The sequence below is a fragment of the Agrococcus baldri genome (assembly GCA_900114805.1).
Taxonomy (GTDB): domain Bacteria; phylum Actinomycetota; class Actinomycetes; order Actinomycetales; family Microbacteriaceae; genus Agrococcus; species Agrococcus baldri.
The window spans coordinates 383,082-400,638 of sequence record FOZN01000002.1 but is presented as its reverse complement, the minus strand read 5'-3'; the positions used below and the strand labels follow the sequence as shown (position 1 = coordinate 400,638).

The following is a 17,557-nucleotide window of genomic DNA, read 5'->3' as shown; positions in this document are numbered from 1 at the left end:
TCCTACACGCCCCGCCCGCGCCGCGGGTGGGGGAGGACCGGGTTGCGCAGCCGCGCGAGCTTCCTCGCCAGCTCCGCAGGCGTCAGGTTCGCGCGCTCGTGCGCGGGCAGGTCGGCGAGGGTCGGCTCGGGATTCCGCTCGACCGCAGCCGGCGCCGCATCCGCTCCCATCACATCGTCCGGAGGCTCCGGCACGTGCGGATGCTGCTCGACGTGCCCGGCGCGCAGCCGGGCGTCGAGCGCCGAGAGGTCGGGGCCGGTCGACTGCAGATCGCGGCCCATCGTGCGCAGCACGCGCACCACGACCTCGTAGTCCTCGTCGGTCACACCGGCGTCGACCCGGCGGGCCACCTCGTCGTCGCCGATCGAGCGGCGCGCGCGCTCGACGGCGGCAGCCGCGAGCTCGACCCAGTCCTCGAGCCGGCGATCACGCTTCCCGTCCACGGCCACCTCCCCTGCGACCTCAGGCCACGACCCGACACCCGGGCCTGCCTGCACCCATCGTCCTCCCTTCGGCTGTGAACGCGGCCAGCGCATCCGCTGTGTCGGATACCGACGATGGCACCGGCGGCGGGCGCGCGCCGAGCGATACGCTCGCACTCGTGCTGCTCAGTGATCGCGACATCCGTGCCCGGCTCGAGTCGGGCGAGCTCGCCCTCGACCCGCTCGAGATGGCGATGGTGCAGCCGGCGAGCGTCGACGTGCGGCTCGACCGCGGCTTCCGGCTGTTCGACAACCACAAGTACCCGTTCATCGACCCGGCGGAGGATCAGCCCGAGCTCACCCGGCTGGTCGAGGTCGACCACGACGAGCCGTTCATCCTGCACCCGGGCGAGTTCGTGCTCGGCGCCACCTACGAGCGGATCACGTTGCCCGACGACGTCGCCGCGCGCCTCGAGGGCAAGTCGTCGCTGGGGCGGCTGGGACTGCTGACCCACTCGACCGCCGGCTTCATCGACCCGGGCTTCTCCGGCCATGTCACGCTCGAGCTCTCCAACGTCTCGACGCTGCCGATCAAGCTGTGGCCGGGCATGAAGATCGGGCAGGTCTGCTACTTCCAGCTCTCCTCGCCCGCCGAGACGCCCTACGGCCAGGGCGCGAACCTCAATCGCTACCAGGGGCAGCGCGGCCCCACCGCCTCGCGCTCCTTCCAGAGCTTCCACCGCACGGTGCTCGACGCGCCCGAGACCGAGTAGCCCGTGGCAGGCCCGCTGCGCGTCGAGCGCGACGTCGGTCTCGCCCGCTGGGTGCAGGAGTCGCTGAGCGATTTCGGCTCGGTCGCCGCCAACGTGCCGCCGATCTTCGAGGCCTACGCGCGCATCCTGCACCCGGCGACGCTCGAGACGCCGACGTCGCAGACGGATGCGTGGGGCAACGTCCAGTACGCCGCGCGCGAGATCACGTGGGCAGAGGCCGCCGAGCTGATCGGCGATCGGGTGGGGGAGCGCGAGCCCTCCACCGTCTGGCAGTCCCGCTTCGGCGACGACTCGATCGATCTGCCGGACGGGCGTCGCGTGTTCGGCGCGCACGGCCTCGACATCCCCGTGCCGCTGCTGGCGACACTCACCGAGCTGCTGCTCGAGAGCCACGGCGACGCCGAGGTGCTCGCGGCGGTGTGGGAGGGCAGCGGGCTCGACCCGCGCGGCTCGAGCGTGTTCCTGGCGTTCCCCGAGGCCGCGAGCTGGTGGGAGCGGCGACGCGAGACGCGGCGAGCGCAGGCCGAGCACCGCGCCGAGCAGACCGCTGCCGTCGACCCTGAGGTGCTGGCCGCGATGCGGGCGCAGCACGTGCTCGGGCTGCCGCGCGAGCAGCAGGGCCGCGGCCACGTGCTGCTGCGCGCGCAGCTCGCGGCCTTCGCCGACCCGTCGTGGGTCGAGTCGGCGGGCCTCGGCTGGCGAGCCGATCGCCCGCTCGAGTACCGCACGCCCAACGCGATCTGGCCGGTCGAGCCGCACGGCGCCCCCGCCTGGTTCGTCGCGACCGACCTCGACCTCGACGTCACGCTGATCGGCGGCAGCGCCCACCTGGTCGGACGCGTGCTGGGGCATCCCGCGATCGAGGCAGAGCGCATCCGCCCCACCGATCCTGTGCTCTGAGCCTCGCCGACCCGCCGGGTTGAGCCATCTCGCCGCAGATATACGTCGGTTTGCTCAACCCGATGTCCTGCCGGAGCGAACAGTCATACATCTGTGACAGCGCCGCTCGCGGGTGGCGACCGCGCTGGCCGGCACGCACGCGACAAGGCGCACCGTCCATGGATCGGTGCGCCCCTGTGCCGAAAGCTGTCGACTGTGCGGTTCTGGATGGCTCGCCGCCTCACGTCAGGGCCGGGCGGCGGTGCGCGAGGTGCAGCCGCTCGGCGAGGCGGACGAAGATGCTGGCACGGGCAGGAGCCGGTGCGGCTGCCGCGGGGGTGCTGATGGTGCCGGCGGCGCGGCGCTCGGCCAGCATGCGGCGGGTCTCGGCGTCGCGGACGACCTGGGCGTGACGCTCGCGGAGGATGCTCTGCGTCGCCTCGAGGTTGATCTGTTCCATGATCTGCTCCTGATGCTGCTGGTGCCGTGCTGGGTGCTTCGGCTGATGTCTTCGAGAGTGCTCGCTGAGGGGTGGGCCGCGGATCGGGCGGATGCCCAGTCTTCGGCGCCGATCTCGCGGTCTGAGGTGCGGGGCGGATGCCTCAGGTGGGCCAGTGGGCCACCTCAGTCGCGTGCATGGTCGCCTCAGGCGCGCACCGCAGGCCCGCGTCGGCGCTGAGGCCCTCAGATCGCCTGCGGGCGGCTCAGACGAGCAGCTCGGCGGCGCGCGCCGCCGCCTCGGCGCGGCCGGAGGCGCCGAGCTTGCGCAGGATCGCCGAGACGTGCACGCTCGCGGTCTTGTCGCTGATGAAGAGGCGCTCGCCGATCTGCCGGTTGGTGAGGCCCTCGGCGACCAGCTGCAGCACCTGCCGCTCGCGGCTCGTGAGCGTGCGCCCGCCGGCCGGCGCGGCGCGACTGTCCGCCGCGGGCGGTCCAGCGAGCGCCAGCCCGGCTTGCTGGGCGAGCTCTGCAGCGAGCCGCCCGGCACGCCGCAGGTCGTGCGCCTCGGCGAGCGCGGTCACTTCGTCGAGCGCACCGCGCGCCCCGTCGCGGTCGCCCCTGCCGAGCCGCGATTCCGCCAAGCGCTGCAGCGCGTGGGCGCGGACGGCGACGGGGAGCCGGCCGCGCGCTGCCGCGTCGGCGGCGTCGCGCCAGAGCGCCGGGTCGTCGCCGGTTCCCGCGCCGCCGCCGAGCTCGGCGTCGATGAGGGCTCGCCAGTCGTCGGCGACCTCCCAGATGGCGATGCGCTCGAAGGTCTCGCGCAGCTGCCGCTCGGCATCGTCGTCCGTCGTGCCCTGCGGCGCGAGCCCTGCGCCCCGCAGGCTCGCGAGCGTCCGGGCGCCCATGGCGATGAGGCTGAAGGCCGCGCCGGGCGCCGTGTGCGGCTGCTGCCAGATCATCGCGACCTGCGCCCACGCGGCCGCGAGGTCGCCGTCGTCGTAGGCGCGCTCTGCCCGCACGCGCGCACCCCACAGGAGGTCGTTGGGATCCGTCGCGAGCAGCGACGTGATCGAGTCTCGGGCGGCGTGCAGCTCGGCAGCGGCGACGCTGCCCTCGTCACGCAGCATCGCGAGCTCGGCGGCCAGCACGGCGCTGTAGGTGTCGGTGAGCACAGGTGGGCGGCTGCTGCGGATGCGCCGCAGGATGGCGGCGGCCGCTGCGAGCTCGCCACCGCCCAGGTGCGCCAGCGCCCCGATGATCGAGATCAGCGCGCCCCAGCCGCGCTCCGTGCCGATCGCCGTCTGCGCGTCGCGCGAGTCGCTCGCGACGCGCGCGGCTTCGGCGAACCGGCCGAGGTGCAGCAGCAGGAACGAGCTCTGCTCCGCGTGCCGCAGCCTGGCGTGCGCATCCCCGCGCGAGATGGTCAGCGCCTCGTCCAGCACCGCGAGGCCCCCGTCGACGTCCCCCGCGAACGCGCGCGCCGATCCCAGGCTGGTGAGACCGCGCACGAGCTCGAAGCGCGCCCGCTCCTCGATCTCGGGGTCGGCGGTGCGCTCCATCAGCGCGCGGCTGATCGCGACCGCGTCCTGCAGCATCGCGTCGGCAGCGGGCTGCAGCTCGAGCATCTGCAGCACGGCCATCCCCGTGTGCACTCGCGCGCGCACTGCCTCCGCCTCGTCGTCGAGGTCGGCGGGCAGCGAGGCCAGCACCGCGAGGTGATCCGCCTGCTCGCCGGGCACGCCCATGTCGTGCCGAGCCACGACGAGCTCGTGCTGCAGCAGCGCGCGGCCGAGCACGTCCTCCGGCGGCACCTCCCCGAGCGCCTCCTCTAGCAGGCCGATCGCGCGCACGTCAGCGGCATCCTCGTAGGCCGTGGCGACCTCGAGGAACAGCCGTGCCCGCGTGCACCCGCTTCGCTCCTCGGCATCGGCCACGTGCGGCCACAGCTCGAGCGCCTGCTCGCCGAGCTGACCCGCAGCGCCGGGAGCACCGGCGGCGTGGGCTTCGCGCGAAGCGGCCACGAGCGCGCCCAGCGCCTTGGGCTGGGCATGCGCCTGCAGCCAGTGCCCGGCGATCTCGGCCCAACGGCCGGGTCGATCGTCATCGGCTTCGAGCGCCTCCGCGTAGCGCGCGTGGAAGCGGCTGCGCTCACCGGGCAGCAGCTCGTCGTGCACCGCCTCCTGCGTGAGCGCGTGGCGGAAGCTGTACGCCGAGCCGTGCACGAGCAGCACCTGGCCGGCGATCGCCTCGCGCACCCCGGCGTCGAGCGAGTCGCGGTCGCCGCCGTGCACCCACTCGACCAGCGCGTGCTCGACGGTCACGCCGCCGGCGGCCACGAGGCGCAGCACCGCCTGGGTCGCCTCGCCCAGCCGCGCGTAGCGCGCCAGCACGAGCTCGCGCAGGGTGCTCGGCAGCGGGTCCTCGGGGCCGGTCTCGAGGGCCAGCAGCTCTTCGACGAAGAAGGGGATGCCGTCGCTGCGGTCGATGAGCGCCGCGACCGCGCCGGCCTCGGGGACGGTGCCGCGGATCAGTCGCACCTGTTCGAGCGTCTCGTCGCTGCTGAGGCGAGTCAGCTCGACCTTCGCGACGCTACGGGCCCGATCGAGCTCGACGAGGAACGGCTGCAGCGGATGCCCACGGCCCACGTCGTCGGTGCGGTAGCTGAGCACCACCAGCACGCGCCCGCGGCGCAGGGTGTGCAGCAGGCTGCGCAGCAGGTCGAGGCTCGGCACGTCGGCCCAATGCACGTCCTCGACGATCACCACGAGCGGGCTCGACGCGGAGAGCCCCTCGAGCAGCAGGCTGACCGCGTCGTGCAGCTGCTCCTGGCTGATCTCACCGGCCGGTCCCTCGGCGAGCTCGGGCAGCACCGCGGGCAGCAGGCGGCCGGCCGGCCCGGCGGCGGTCAGCAGCGCGTCCGCGCCGAAGTGCGCCACCAGGTCGCGCAGCACGCCGCGCAGCGGCGCGAACGGCGAGGCGATCGAGCCCATCGCGACGCACTGGCCGCGCGCGACGACGACGTCGTCCGGCAGCGTGCGGGTGAAGTCGTCGAGCAGCCGCGTCTTGCCGATGCCGGCCTCTCCCGCGATCACCACGCCGTGCGGAGTGCCTGCCTCGACGGCGGCGCGCGACTGCCGCAGGGCGGCCAGTTCGCGGGCTCGCCCGACCATCGAAGGGCTCGTCGCCGGCGAGAGCATGTCGTCCAGCGTGGCACCGAACCCGGCACCGGCGCCGCTTCTTGTGCTCGCACTGCGTGCCTCTTGAGTCGCGCCGGATGCAGAGCGCGCCCGCTGCCGCAGCAGTGGACGCGCTCTGGCTGGTGCCGCTCGCTGTCAGCGCGCGGTGTGGTCGCCGGCAGCGGCGCCGGGCTGCGTCGACCGCAGCTCGATGCCGATGCGCCGCAGGGTGCGCAGGGTGGTGAGGTAGTCCGCGTGGCTGACGGTCGCCGCGATGCGGCGGTGCAACTGCTCGGGTGCGAGGCCCGACCGGCGGATGCGTCGGGCCGACTTCATGATGCTGCGCTCGAGGGTGGGCCGACGGTGGGTGCCGCCGCGCGGGTGGCGTCCGGGCTGGCCGTACTCCTCGTGGCCCTCCCGCGTCGGGACGTGACCCTCGTGGCCGCGGCCCTCTCGTCCCGGGCCGTGGCCCTCGTGGCCGCAGCCGTGGCCGCGGGAGTGACCGCCGCGCTCGGGCTGCTCGCCCTCGTGCGACTGGGAGTGGTCGGTGTGCTGGTGGAAGTGGTCGGGGTGTCGCATGGCGATCGTCCTTTCGTCTGTGGCAGCGGGAGTGCTGCGGTCCGCGCGGTCGGTGGTCGGCGGATCCATGTCACTCGACATATCCATGTCAAGAAGCATGTACATGTAGAGTGACATGCATGAGCGCTTCGCGTCAAGCCCCAGATCCTGAGATCGCCCAGATCGCCGCTGCGCTCGACCGCATCGGCATGCGGCGACCGCCAGGTTCCGGCAGCCCCGGTCGACGTGACGGCGCTCCCGGCCACGGTCCGCACGGCGCCGGTCACGGCGACCCGCATGGCCACGGCCGGGGCGGCCGACGCCACCCGCACGGGCTCGGCGATGGCGCGGGGGAGGGCGGCACGGGCCGGCGCGGCGCCATGGGTGCGAGGCGCATGCTGCACGCGATCGTGCACACGGAGCAGCCCCGCTCGATCACCGATCTCGGGCACGCGATCGGCGTCGACCAGCCGCGCGCCTCCCGGTTGGTGCAGTCGCTCGCCGACGCGGGACTCGTGCGACGCATCCCCGATCCCTCGGACGGGCGCCGGGTCGTGATCGAGGCGACCCGGGCGGGGCGGTCGCGCTTCGAGGCCCACGTGGAGGCGCGTGCCGCGGAGGTCGCTGCCGCCGCCGAGGCGCTCACCGTGGCGGAGCGGGCCGAGCTCGCTCGGCTGCTCGCGAAGCTGGCCGACGCGTGGCCCGCATAGCGACGCTGTGCACACCGGCCAGCTGCTGCAGCGAGCCTGGGTCAGACGGCCAGCCGGGCGTGGTTCGCTGAGCGGGGAGGCACCGCATGCAGCAAGCAGCAGCGCACGACGACCGAGCGCCGCTGGCGCGCGCTATCGCGCTGGCGACCGAGAGCGCCGGAAACGGCGGGGGGCCCTTCGGCGCCCTCGTCGTCACCGCCGACGGCCGCGCGTTCGAGGGCACGAACCAGGTGACTGCCGCGAACGACCCGACCGCGCACGGCGAAGTCATGGCCATCAGGACGGCGTGCGCCGAGCTCGGCGTCTTCGAGCTGAGCGGCGCCGTCCTCTACACGAGCTGCGAGCCATGCCCGATGTGCCTCGCGGCAGCGCTCTGGGCGCGCATCGAGCGCGTCGTGTTCGCGGCCGACCGGCACGACGCCGCGGCTGCCGGCTTCGACGACGCGGCCTTCTACGCCTACTTCGAGACGGCCGACCGCTCACGCATGCCGGTGCGCCAGCAGCCGCTCGAGTCGCGCGTCGCGCCCTTCGACGCCTGGCGCGAGAACGCCTCCCGCATCGACTACTGACCGAGCCGACCCGCGTCAGTCGCGGTCGTCGATCTTCGTCGGCCTGGGGGTGACCGGCAGCACCAGCAGCAGGCCGGCGATGAGCACGACCACGATGCCGAGGATGCCGAAGCGCGTGTCGCCGGTCAGGCCGACGAACGCGCCGAACAGCGAGGCGGTGAGGAACGACACCGAGCGGCCGGTGGTCGCGTAGAGGCCGAACATCTCGCCCTCGCGGCCCTCCGGCGTGATGCGCGCCATGAACGAGCGGGACGCCGACTGCACCGGCCCGACGAAGGTCGCCAGCGCCAGGCCGCAGACCCAGAACATCGCCTTGGTGCCGATGAGCATCACGGCGCTGCCGGAGATCGCCAGCGCCGCCAGCGAGATGATGATGACGGTCTTCGGCCCGAAGCGGTCGTCGGCCCAGCCGCCCACGAAGGTGCCGATGCCGGCGGTGACGTTCGCGGCGATCGCGAACAGGATGACCTCGGTCGAGGTGAAGCCGAACACCTGCGCGGCGATGATGGCGCCGAAGGTGAACACGCCCGAGAGGCCGTCGCGGAAGACCGCCGAGGCGATCAGGAACAGCAGCGTCTTCGGCGCGCGACGGCCGATGCGGACGATGGTGCGGAAGAGGATGCGGTACGACTCGACGATGCCGACGCGCTTCGGCACGGCACCGGTGGGCGGCAGCTCCGGCACCGTGAACAGCAGCGGCAGCGCGAACACCAGGAACCAGCCGGCGCTCGCGAGCACCGCGAAGCGCACGTCGAGCCCGCCGCCGTCGCGGCCGAAGGGCACGTTCAGGATGCCGTGGCCGGCGTCGTCGCCGGGCAGCAGCGGGAAGATGAACAGCACCAGCAGCAGCCCCAGCAGCACGATGCCGCCCACGTAGCCCATGCCCCAGCCGAAGCCGGAGGTGCGGCCGAGCGACTCCTTGGTCGAGACCTGGTGCAGCATCGCGTTGTAGTTCACGCCCGCGAACTCGAAGAAGAGGTTGCCGGCGGCCAGCAGCAGCGCGCCGAGCCACAGGTACTCGGGCACCGGCGCGACGAAGAACATGCCGACCATCGCGAGGATCGTGACCCCCGTGTTCACCGCGACCCACAGCTTGCGGCGGCCGCCGCCGTCGGAGCGCTGCCCCACGATCGGGGCGATGAGGGCCACCAGGATGCCTGCGATCGCGACCGCCCACGCGACGATGGCGGCATTGTCGGCGAGCGCGCGAGTGAGCTCGGGTGACCCGTCCTCGCCGGCGGCATCGACGATCGCCGGGTCGACGAACAGGCCCGACGCCAGGTAGGTGCTGAAGATGAAGGTCGTGACGACCGCGTTGAACGAGGCGGAGCCCCAGTCCCACATGGCCCACGCCCGCGCGCGGCGGCCGAGCTCGCGGCGGGTGATCGGCTCGATGCCGGCCTGCGCCGGCTGCACCAGGTCGTCCGGCGACGGCTTGGTGGTGACGGATGCCGCGGGCGGCTCGTGAGGGACGCTCATGGCTTGAGCGTAGGGCGAGAAGGCGAGCAGCGGGTGACGCGCGAGGGAGTGGCGCCGGGTGTCAGCGCAGGCGGCCGAGGCGGATGGCGGCGAGTGCGAGCGCGGCGACGCTCTCGCCGTCGGTGATGCGGCCGTCGCCGCACATCGCGAGCGCCTCGCCGAGCGGCACGCGCCGCACAGCCGAGATGCCCTCCTCCTGCTGCGAGTCGGCCGCATCCTCAGCGGCGGTCAGCCCGCGGGCGATGAAGACGTGCTCGGCCGCGCTCGCGACGCCGTTGAGGGCGTTGATGCTGCCCAGCGGCGTCCACTCCGCCGCCTCGAGCCCGGTCTCCTCGAGCAGCTCGCGCCGCGCGGCCACCAGCGGATCCTGGTCGTCGCCGCCGCCGGCGGGCACCTCGATCGACGTGCCGGTGGTGTGCCGGTCGACGGTGATGAGCACGACGCGCTCCGCCTCGTCGAGCGCGACGACGAAGACGGCGTCGCGCACCTCGAGCACTCCGTACAGCCCCGGCTCCCCGTCGGGGCGGACGACGGCGTCCTCGCGGATGCGGATCCACGGGTTCTCGTACGCGATGCGGGTGTCGGTGACGGGCCAGGCCATGCCCCGAGCGTACGGGGATGGGCCTCGGCAACGGGCTGGACGCATCCGCTCGCATTCTCAGTGGATGCACAGGCATCAAACTTGACACGACTCGACTCAAGGTGAGAAAGTTGAGTCATCGCGACTCAAGTCGGGCGCCCAGCCGGGCGCCGGTCGCGGCACGGTTCCGGGGGACGAGTCCACCGCCAGACAGTGCGTCCGCACGGGCGCGCATGGGGGCTGTCGGTGGCCTCCTCCGCCGGAATCAGGCAGAGCGCAGCAGAGCTGCGAACTAGGAGGCAAGAGCATATGGCACGAGCAGTCGGCATCGACCTCGGCACCACCAACTCCGTCGTCGCGTTCCTCGACAACGGAGAGCCCACCGTCATCGCGAACGCTGAGGGCTTCCGCACGACCCCCTCGGTCGTCGCATTCGTCAAGGAGGGCGAGACCCTCGTCGGCGAGCCGGCCAAGCGCCAGGCCGTCACGAACGTCGATCGCACCATCTCGTCGGTCAAGCGCCACATGGGCACCGACTGGAAGCAGGAGATCGACGGCAAGCAGCTGACGCCGCAGGAGATCTCGGCGCGCATCCTCGGCAAGCTCAAGCGCGACGCCGAGACCTACCTCGGCGAGAAGGTGACGGATGCGGTGGTCACCGTGCCCGCGTACTTCAACGACGCGGAGCGCCAGGCGACGAAGGAGGCCGGCGAGATCGCAGGCCTGAACGTGCTGCGCATCATCAACGAGCCCACCGCCGCCGCGCTGGCCTACGGCCTCGACAAGGGCAAGGAGGACGAGCTCATCCTCGTCTTCGACCTCGGTGGCGGCACCTTCGACGTCTCGCTGCTCGAGGTGGGCAAGGACGACGACTTCTCCACCATCCAGGTTCGCGCGACCGCCGGCGACAACCGCCTCGGCGGCGACGACTGGGACGACCGCGTCGTCGAGTGGCTGAAGAAGCGCTTCAAGGAGCAGTCGGGCGTCGACGTCTCGAACGACAAGATCGCGATGCGCCGCCTCAAGGAGGCTGCCGAGCAGGCCAAGAAGGAGCTCTCGTCGTCGACGACCACGAGCATCCAGCTGCCCTACTTCTCGCTCACCGAGGCCGGCCCCGCCAACCTCGAGGAGACGCTGACGCGCGCGCAGTTCGAGAACATGACGAAGGATCTGCTCGACCGCACCAGGAAGCCCTTCGAGGACGTCATCCGCGAGGCCGGCATCAAGGTGGCCGACATCGCCCACGTGGTGCTCGTCGGCGGCTCGACCCGCATGCCCGCGGTCACCGAGCTCGTCAAGGAGATGACCGGCGGCCAGGAGCCCAACAAGAGCGTCAACCCGGATGAGGTCGTCGCCGTGGGCGCCGCGCTGCAGGCCGGCGTGCTGAAGGGCGAGCGCAAGGACGTCCTGCTCATCGACGTCACGCCGCTCTCGCTCGGCATCGAGACCAAGGGCGGCATGATGACGAAGCTCATCGACCGCAACACCGCCATCCCGACGAAGCGCTCCGAGACCTTCACGACGGCGGAGGACAACCAGCCCTCGGTCGCCATCCAGGTCTTCCAGGGCGAGCGCGACTTCACCCGCGACAACAAGCCGCTGGGCACGTTCGAGCTCACCGGCATCGCGCCGGCGCCGCGCGGCATCCCGCAGGTCGAGGTCACCTTCGACATCGACGCGAACGGCATCGTGCACGTCTCCGCGAAGGACAAGGGCACCGGCACCGAGCAGTCGATGACCATCACGGGCGGCTCGAGCCTCTCGAAGGAGGACATCGACCGCATGGTGAAGGACGCCGAGGAGAACGCGGCGGCCGACCACGCCCGGCGCGAGACCGCCGAGCTGCGCAACTCCGGTGAGCAGCTGGTCTACTCGGTCGAGAAGGTGCTGACCGACAACGCCGACAAGCTGCCCGAGGATGTCAAGACCGAGGTGCAGGCCGACGTCGACGCCGTGAAGGCGGCGCTCGCGGGCGACGACGACGAAGCAGTCAAGACCTCGGTCGAGAAGCTGCAGCAGTCGCAGTCGAAGCTGGGCGAGGCGATCTACCAGCAGACCCAGGCCGAGCAGCCCGCCGGCGAGGCCGGCGACGAGCCGCAGGCCGAGGAGAGCACCGACGACGATGTCGTCGACGCCGAGGTCGTGGACGACGAGGACGAGAGCGAGAACAAGTAGCTGTGACAAATCACGAGGAGTTCGAAGAGCCGCGCGTCAACGACAAGCGACGCATCGACCCCGTGACGGGTGAGCCCCGCGAGCCGGCCAAGGCCGACTCCGGGGCTCAGCCCGCAGCGGAGCCGACCGGTCACGTCGACCTGGGCGGCCAGGCGGTGCCCGCGGATGCGTCCACGACGCCCGTCGTGCCGGCCGACAGCGACGGGGCCGAGAGCGGCGCTCCGTCGGACGCCCAGCCTGCTCCGCAGGCGGAAGCCGATGAGCTGAGCGCCGAGGACCGCGCCCTGCTCGAGGGCGAGGCATCGAAGGTCGAGGCCGAGCGCGCCGCGCTGGAGGCGAAGTCTGCCGCCCAGCTCGACGAGCTGCAGCGGCTGCGCGCCGAGTACGTCAACTACCGCAACCGCGTCGAGCGGGAGCGGGCGGGCGACCGCGAGGCGACCACCGCATCCGTCATCAAGGCCATGCTGCCGGCGCTCGACGACCTCGACCTGGCCGACAAGCACGGCGACCTGGTCGAGGGCCCGCTCGCGATCGTGGCCGCGAAGCTGCGCGGCTCGTTCGATGAGCTCGGCGTCGTCAAGCTCGGCGAGGTCGGTGAGGCGTTCGACATCGACAAGCACGAGGCCGTCGCCCAGCTGCCCAGCGCGGAGGTGACCGAGATGGTCGTCGCCGACGTGATCCAGTCGGGCTACCGCGTCGGCGAGCGCGTGCTGCGCGCCGCCAAGGTCGCGGTCTTCGTTCCGGCAGAGTGAGCCCGAGAGGGATGGATGCAGCGCCGATGAGGCAGGAGGAGGTGACGCCGCATGGCCAGCAATGACTGGTTCGACAAGGACTTCTACGCTGTGCTGGGCGTCGCCAAGGATGTCTCGGCCGCTGATCTGAAGAAGCAGTACCGCAAGCTCGCGCGGCAGTTCCACCCGGATTCGAACCCGGGCGACGCTGCCGCCGAGGCGCGCTTCAAGGAGATCTCCGAGGCGCACGCGGTGCTCGCCGACCCCAAGCAGCGGCAGGAGTACGACGCGGTGCGCGCGATGGCCGGCGGCCGTCCGCGCTTCGCCCCGGGCGGCTCCGGCGGCTTCGAGGATGTCTTCGGCGGCTTCGGCGGCGGCCCGCGGGTGCAGTACTCGCAGGGCGACTTCGACGACCTGCTGGGCGGCATGTTCGGCGGCGGCGGTGCTGGTGGCTTCAGCGGCTTCGGCGGCGCGCGGCGCCCCGCGAAGGGCCGCGACATCACGGCCCGCGCGGCGCTCGACTTCACCTCGGCGGTGCAGGGCGACACGCTCAAGCTCACCGTCGGCGGCAAGACGATGACGGTGAAGATCCCCGCCGGCGTGCACGACGGCCAGAAGATCAAGCTGGCCGGCAAGGGCGACGCGTCCACCACCGGCGGCCCGCCCGGCGACCTCATCCTGACGGTGCAGGTGCGACCGCATCCGGTCTTCACGATGGACGGCCTCAACCTGCGCCTCGACGTGCCGGTGACCTTCGCCGAGGCGGCCCTGGGCGCGACCATAGAGGTGCCGACGCTGGGCGGCAGCCCGGTGCGCCTGAAGGTCGCCCCCGGCACCCCGAGCGGCCGCGTGCTGCGCGTCAAGGGCCGCGGCGTGGCCGGCAAGAAGGGCACCGGCGACCTGCTTGCCAGCATCCAGGTGGTCGTGCCGGCGCACCTCACCAAGGAGCAGGTCGAGCACCTCGAGGCCTTCGTCAAGGCGGGCCCGAACGAGTCGCCGCGCGCCGACCTGGTGGCGAAGGCCAAGGCGAACTGATGCTCGGGCAGCCCGCTGGACTCGACGAGTCGTCGCCGATCTTCTCGATCGCGGCGGCCGCCGAGCTGGCGGGCCTGCACGCGCAGACGCTGCGCCAGTACGACCGGCTCGGCTTGGTCGAACCGGCCCGCACCGCCGGCAACACCCGCCGCTACTCGATGCGCGATGTCGGCCGGCTCAAGCAGGTGCAGCTGCTCTCGGGCGAGGGCGTCTCGCTCGAGGGCATCCGCCGCATCCTCGACATGAGCGACGAGAACCGCGAGCTGCGCGAGCGCGTGCGCGAGCTCGAGGGTGCACTGGCGGATGCGGTGATGCAGCAGACGGGCCGGCGCGTGTTCGCGGCCGGGCACGGGGGCATCACCTCGATCCGCGCGGGCGCCCGCCCATCGAGGCCGGGCGCCGTGGTGCTCTGGCGCCCGCACCGGCGCGACTGACCCGCCGCCGTCGGCCGGCGCGCTGGCTCCGGTGCCATGATGAGCGCGTGGAACAGACCCCGAAGCCCCGTCCCGTGCGGCGCGACGACTCCGCGCCCATCCCGCTGCCGACCGACGACGGCGAGACGAGGCTGCGGCGCTCGACCGCGCGCGAGGCCGCGCCGGTCGCGGCTGCACCGGCGAGCGATGCGCCCACCGCGGTCGCGACCAGACCGCTCGGCGACGCGGACGCGGCCGAGCGCATCCGTCATGGTGACGTGCAGATCGAGACGGTGCAGGTGCATCGACCCGGGCTCGGCAAGCGCGAGCGCCGCGGGGTGATGATCGCCGGTGCGCTCGGGCTGCCGCTGGTGACGCTCGGGCTCATCACGCTGGCCGTGCCGATCGGCGCCTGGTACGCCACGACGGTGTTCAAGTCGGTGATCATGGCCGTCGCTGCGCTGTTCGCGAGCGAGGCGCAGGTGCGCGAGCTCGACCGGTCGATCACGCAGGTCGACCCCACCTCGTTCGGCAACGTGTCGTTCTGGCTGATCGTGATCGGTGCCGTGCTGCTGCTGGGCGGCTTCGTGCTGTCGTGGTTGGTGCTGCGGGCGCACGGGGTGTTCCACCCGGTGCTGGTGACGCTCACGGCCGTGCCGATGGCGCTGGGGCTGTCGGCGATCCTGCAGGCGGGCGCGGGCGCGCTGGCCGGCCTGGTGTTCCAGCTCGGCGACGGCGGCATCTCGGCGGTGATCGCGAACGCGCTGTTCGCGCTGCTGCTGTTCCTGGTCGCCTCGGTGGTGATCGCGGTCATCGTGGGCGTGCTCGTGTGGCTGTGGATGGGCTCGGTCTTCCGGGCGACGGTCGTGACCGGCGTGCCCGGCAGCGCGACGGCACCAGCGGGCGCGAAGGGCTGATCCGGCACCGTGGCTGAGCGACCCGAATCCGGCGACCCGAGCGCGGCCGTCGGTGGCGCGCCGCCACCGCCCGGAGCGGACTCACCGGTGCCCGCGGATGCCGCCGCCCGCGCCGCAGCCGCCGGGCGCGCCAAGCGGATGCCGGCGCCTTCCGCACCGCGCGCCGACGCGCTCGTGCCGACCACGGCGATCGAGAACCGCGCGCAGGATCGCGCTCGCGCCCGGCGCGCCCGGCTCGGGCTGGGCGGGCAGGAGCACGAGCAGGCGGTCGCGAATCCCGGCGCCGGCATGCCGGGACAGCTCATGCCGCCGGGCCTCATGCCGGCGGTGGCCGAGTCGATGCCGCAGCGCCTCGTGCCGACCGGCTGGCAGCAGCCGGCGGCCCACAGGCAGCACGTGCAGCCGATGGGGCCGTACCCGGGTCCTCCACCGCGCCCGGCGCCGTATGCGGCGAACCCCTCCGCGGTCGCCCCCTACGGTCCGGCGCCGGGTGCGGCACCGGCGCAGCCCAGGGCGATCTACGAGCAGCTGTACCCCGGATTGCCCTACCCCGGCACTGTCGGCACGAGTCCGATCGTCGCGTACCCGGCCGGCGCGGCGCCAGCCTACGCATCCGGGCCCTACCCGTACATGCAGCCGGTGGCCTATGCACCCGGCTCGTATGCCCCGATGCTGCCGCCGCGCGTGGCGTGGAGCAAGCGGCAGCGCTCGGCGGCGCTGCTGAGCTCGTGGCTCGGGCAGACGCTGATGGCGTTCGCGACCCACCTGCTGACCGCCTTCACGCTCATCGTCACCTGCGCGTTCCTGCTCCACGTCTCCGGCGACTCGATGAGCGACTTCGAGGCCGACTCGTTCACCGCGGTGATCGCCCGCTGGACGATGCCCGACCGCGTGTGGGCGACCGCCATCATCGGCGCGCTCGTCGGCGGCGGACTGCTCGCCGCCGGCTGGCTGCTGCACGCTCTGTGGGCGCGATCGGCCGGCCTCGCGAAGCCGCACCGCTCCACCTGGCTGGCGTGGCTGTGCACGACCGCCGCGACGGGGCTGATCGGCATGGTGGTGTGGCCGTTCGCGCTCATCGGCGGATTCATCGTGGTGCTGATGGGTGCCGACGCCTCCCTCACGACCGGCACCATGTGGGAGGTGCTGTTCTGGGAGCTGGGTCTCGCCGTGCTGCTCACCGGCGGCGTCGGCATGCTGTTCGGCTGGCTGTTCCTCTCGCAGGCGCGGCCGCGCGTCGACTACCGGGCGATCGCCGAGGCCGAGGAGGCGGCGGCCCGCGCTCGCGACGAGGCAGAGCTCACCGCGGTGCAGCTGCGCGGCGAGCCCTCGAGCGCGGCAGACCCGTGGGGCCGCGACCCGCGATGAGTCCGCGAGGCGCCCGCCGGCCCAAGCCGACCGATCCGCTCGACGCGAGGCAGCGCGCCGCCGTGACGTCGGCGGGCGCCATCGGCCTCTCGCTGGTCGCCGCGGGCGCGGGACTGGTGTGGGGCCTGCTGGTGGCCGCCCTCGTGCTGGCGGTCATCCGCTCGGTGATCATCGATCTCTTCGACGACGTCGAGTGGGGGCGCAGCGTCATCGCGTGGATCGAGCAGCTCGATCCCGGCTGGCTGGTGCCGCTCGTGCTCGGGCTGGTGCTGCTCGCGGTCGCCGCGATCGCGCTCGGCTGCTGGCTGAGCGTGCGGCGGATGCGGACGGCCGGTGTGGTCGGCGCGACCGCCGTCACCGTGCGCGGCGCAGCGATAGGCACCGGCCTGCAGGCCGTGCTCTCGACGCTGTCGAGCTGGCTGCTCGGACTGCTCGTGCTGCTGACCGGCGTGGTCGGCTTCTGGATCATCGCCTCGATCTGGGTGGTGGCCTCGATCGCGCTCTCGGCGCTGATCGGCTGGCTCGCCGGACCGCGCACGTGGCTCGCGATCGCGCGCCGCGAGGCGCGACGCGTCGGCCCGCCCCTTGCGGCGGACGGCTGACGGGAGCACGCTTCCACGAGACGGAGGAGGAGCGATGCGACTGGTCGCGCACGAGTTCATGACCCTCGACGGCGTCATGCAGGGCCCCGGCGGCGCCGAGGAGGACACGACCGGCGGCTTCCGCGGGGGCGGCTGGGGCGCCACGATCTTCGACGACGTGGTCGCCAAGACCGTCGACGGGTGGTTCGGCGGCACCACGGCGCTGTTGTTCGGCCGCACGACCTACGACATGATGGCCGACTACTGGTCGCGGGTGACCGACCCTGACGACCGCGTCGCCGCCAGGCTCAATGCGGCGCCGAAGCACGTGGTCTCGACCACGATGGGCGGCTCGGGCCCGATGGCGGGCGACGGGCCGTGGGCCTCGACGACGTCGGTCGTCGCCGACGACGTGCTTGCACGCATCCGCAGCCTGAAGGACGAGGGCGAGGGCGAGCTGCAGGTGCACGGCTCGTGGCAGCTGCTGCAGACGCTGCTCGCCGAGCGGCTGCTCGACGAGCTGCGGCTGATCGTGGTGCCGGCCGCGATCGGCTCGGGCAAGCGCGTCTTCGAGCAGGCGAGCCCGACCGGGTTCGACGTGACGGATGCGCGGGTCGCCACGAACGGGTGCGTCGCGATGACGCTCATTCCGGCCCCGTTCCGCACCGCGGCCTTCGAGGTGGTCGACGGCAAGGAGCGGCTGGTCGAACAGGGCTGACGCACGGCGGCGCCCCGTCGGTCCGCGGGGGA

The 17,557-nt window shown here is 72.8% G+C and carries 18 protein-coding genes; 12 read left to right on the top strand and 6 right to left on the bottom strand.

What is annotated here, in order from left to right; all coding sequences use genetic code 11:
• Positions 1 to 2: 2 nt before the first annotated feature.
• On the bottom strand, positions 3 to 443 hold the full coding sequence (locus BM288_RS06095) for a hypothetical protein (RefSeq protein WP_143103047.1): 441 nt from the start codon (positions 441 to 443) through the stop codon (positions 3 to 5).
• Between the two features lie 158 nt (positions 444 to 601).
• On the opposite strand from BM288_RS06095, the gene dcd reads away from it, so the two are divergent.
• Positions 602 to 1,195 carry a dCTP deaminase gene (dcd, locus tag BM288_RS06090; protein ID WP_092917754.1) on the top strand — a complete coding sequence of 198 codons (594 nt, stop codon included), beginning with the start codon at positions 602 to 604 and terminating at the stop codon, positions 1,193 to 1,195.
• Between the two features lie 3 nt (positions 1,196 to 1,198).
• The gene (locus BM288_RS06085; protein ID WP_092916942.1) at positions 1,199 to 2,095 is read left to right on the top strand and encodes a hypothetical protein; all 897 of its coding nucleotides are present in this window, start codon (positions 1,199 to 1,201) and stop codon (positions 2,093 to 2,095) included.
• Positions 2,096 to 2,315: 220 nt separating this feature from the next.
• On the opposite strand, the gene BM288_RS06080 is transcribed toward BM288_RS06085, so the two are convergent.
• From BM288_RS06080 to BM288_RS06070, 3 genes are all read right to left on the bottom strand, one after another.
• Positions 2,316 to 2,534: a hypothetical protein gene (locus BM288_RS06080; protein ID WP_092916940.1), complete on the bottom strand. Its 219-nt coding sequence runs from the start codon at positions 2,532 to 2,534 to the stop codon at positions 2,316 to 2,318.
• A gap of 244 nt (positions 2,535 to 2,778) precedes the next feature.
• Entirely contained in the window at positions 2,779 to 5,685 is a 2,907-nt protein-coding gene (locus BM288_RS06075; RefSeq protein ID WP_177220274.1) for a helix-turn-helix transcriptional regulator, read from the bottom strand.
• A gap of 162 nt (positions 5,686 to 5,847) precedes the next feature.
• Positions 5,848 to 6,270 carry a hypothetical protein gene (locus BM288_RS06070; RefSeq protein WP_143103046.1) on the bottom strand — a complete coding sequence of 141 codons (423 nt, stop codon included), beginning with the start codon at positions 6,268 to 6,270 and terminating at the stop codon, positions 5,848 to 5,850.
• Between the two features lie 119 nt (positions 6,271 to 6,389).
• On the opposite strand from BM288_RS06070, the gene BM288_RS14610 reads away from it, so the two are divergent.
• Positions 6,390 to 6,959 carry a MarR family winged helix-turn-helix transcriptional regulator gene (locus tag BM288_RS14610; protein ID WP_318255364.1) on the top strand — a complete coding sequence of 190 codons (570 nt, stop codon included), beginning with the start codon at positions 6,390 to 6,392 and terminating at the stop codon, positions 6,957 to 6,959.
• Between the two features lie 86 nt (positions 6,960 to 7,045).
• Positions 7,046 to 7,528 carry a nucleoside deaminase gene (locus BM288_RS06060; RefSeq protein ID WP_092916934.1) on the top strand — a complete coding sequence of 161 codons (483 nt, stop codon included), beginning with the start codon at positions 7,046 to 7,048 and terminating at the stop codon, positions 7,526 to 7,528.
• Between the two features lie 15 nt (positions 7,529 to 7,543).
• Here the strand turns inward: BM288_RS06060 and BM288_RS06055 are convergent, their stop codons facing one another.
• Both BM288_RS06055 and BM288_RS06050 read right to left on the bottom strand, forming a co-directional pair.
• Complete coding sequence (locus BM288_RS06055) at positions 7,544 to 9,007, bottom strand: MFS transporter (RefSeq protein WP_092916932.1); 1,464 nt, start codon at positions 9,005 to 9,007, stop codon at positions 7,544 to 7,546.
• A 61-nt stretch (positions 9,008 to 9,068) separates the two neighbouring features.
• A complete protein-coding gene (locus BM288_RS06050; protein WP_092916930.1) occupies positions 9,069 to 9,608 on the bottom strand; it encodes an NUDIX domain-containing protein in 540 nt (179 codons plus the stop codon).
• Positions 9,609 to 9,896: 288 nt separating this feature from the next.
• On the opposite strand from BM288_RS06050, the gene dnaK reads away from it, so the two are divergent.
• The 8 genes from dnaK to BM288_RS06010 are packed head-to-tail and all read left to right on the top strand — an operon-like array spanning position 9,897 to position 17,525.
• On the top strand, positions 9,897 to 11,762 hold the full coding sequence (gene dnaK / locus BM288_RS06045; RefSeq protein ID WP_092916928.1) for a molecular chaperone DnaK: 1,866 nt from the start codon (positions 9,897 to 9,899) through the stop codon (positions 11,760 to 11,762).
• A gap of 2 nt (positions 11,763 to 11,764) precedes the next feature.
• Complete coding sequence (locus BM288_RS06040; RefSeq protein WP_092916926.1) at positions 11,765 to 12,514, top strand: nucleotide exchange factor GrpE; 750 nt, start codon at positions 11,765 to 11,767, stop codon at positions 12,512 to 12,514.
• A gap of 51 nt (positions 12,515 to 12,565) precedes the next feature.
• Positions 12,566 to 13,528: a DnaJ C-terminal domain-containing protein gene (locus BM288_RS06035; protein WP_092916924.1), complete on the top strand. Its 963-nt coding sequence runs from the start codon at positions 12,566 to 12,568 to the stop codon at positions 13,526 to 13,528.
• Positions 13,528 to 13,962, top strand: coding sequence for a heat shock protein transcriptional repressor HspR (locus BM288_RS06030; protein WP_092916922.1), 435 nt, complete (start codon positions 13,528 to 13,530; stop codon positions 13,960 to 13,962). The genes BM288_RS06035 and BM288_RS06030 overlap by 1 nt, the downstream gene beginning before the upstream one ends.
• 47 nt (positions 13,963 to 14,009) lie before the next feature.
• Positions 14,010 to 14,858 carry a hypothetical protein gene (locus BM288_RS06025; RefSeq protein WP_143103045.1) on the top strand — a complete coding sequence of 283 codons (849 nt, stop codon included), beginning with the start codon at positions 14,010 to 14,012 and terminating at the stop codon, positions 14,856 to 14,858.
• A 9-nt stretch (positions 14,859 to 14,867) separates the two neighbouring features.
• Positions 14,868 to 16,226: a hypothetical protein gene (locus BM288_RS06020; protein WP_143103044.1), complete on the top strand. Its 1,359-nt coding sequence runs from the start codon at positions 14,868 to 14,870 to the stop codon at positions 16,224 to 16,226.
• Complete coding sequence (locus tag BM288_RS06015; protein ID WP_143103043.1) at positions 16,223 to 16,828, top strand: hypothetical protein; 606 nt, start codon at positions 16,223 to 16,225, stop codon at positions 16,826 to 16,828. The genes BM288_RS06020 and BM288_RS06015 overlap by 4 nt, the downstream gene beginning before the upstream one ends.
• Before the next feature lie 34 nt (positions 16,829 to 16,862).
• On the top strand, positions 16,863 to 17,525 hold the full coding sequence (locus BM288_RS06010; RefSeq protein WP_092916913.1) for a dihydrofolate reductase family protein: 663 nt from the start codon (positions 16,863 to 16,865) through the stop codon (positions 17,523 to 17,525).
• The last annotated feature ends 32 nt before the right edge of the window (positions 17,526 to 17,557 follow it).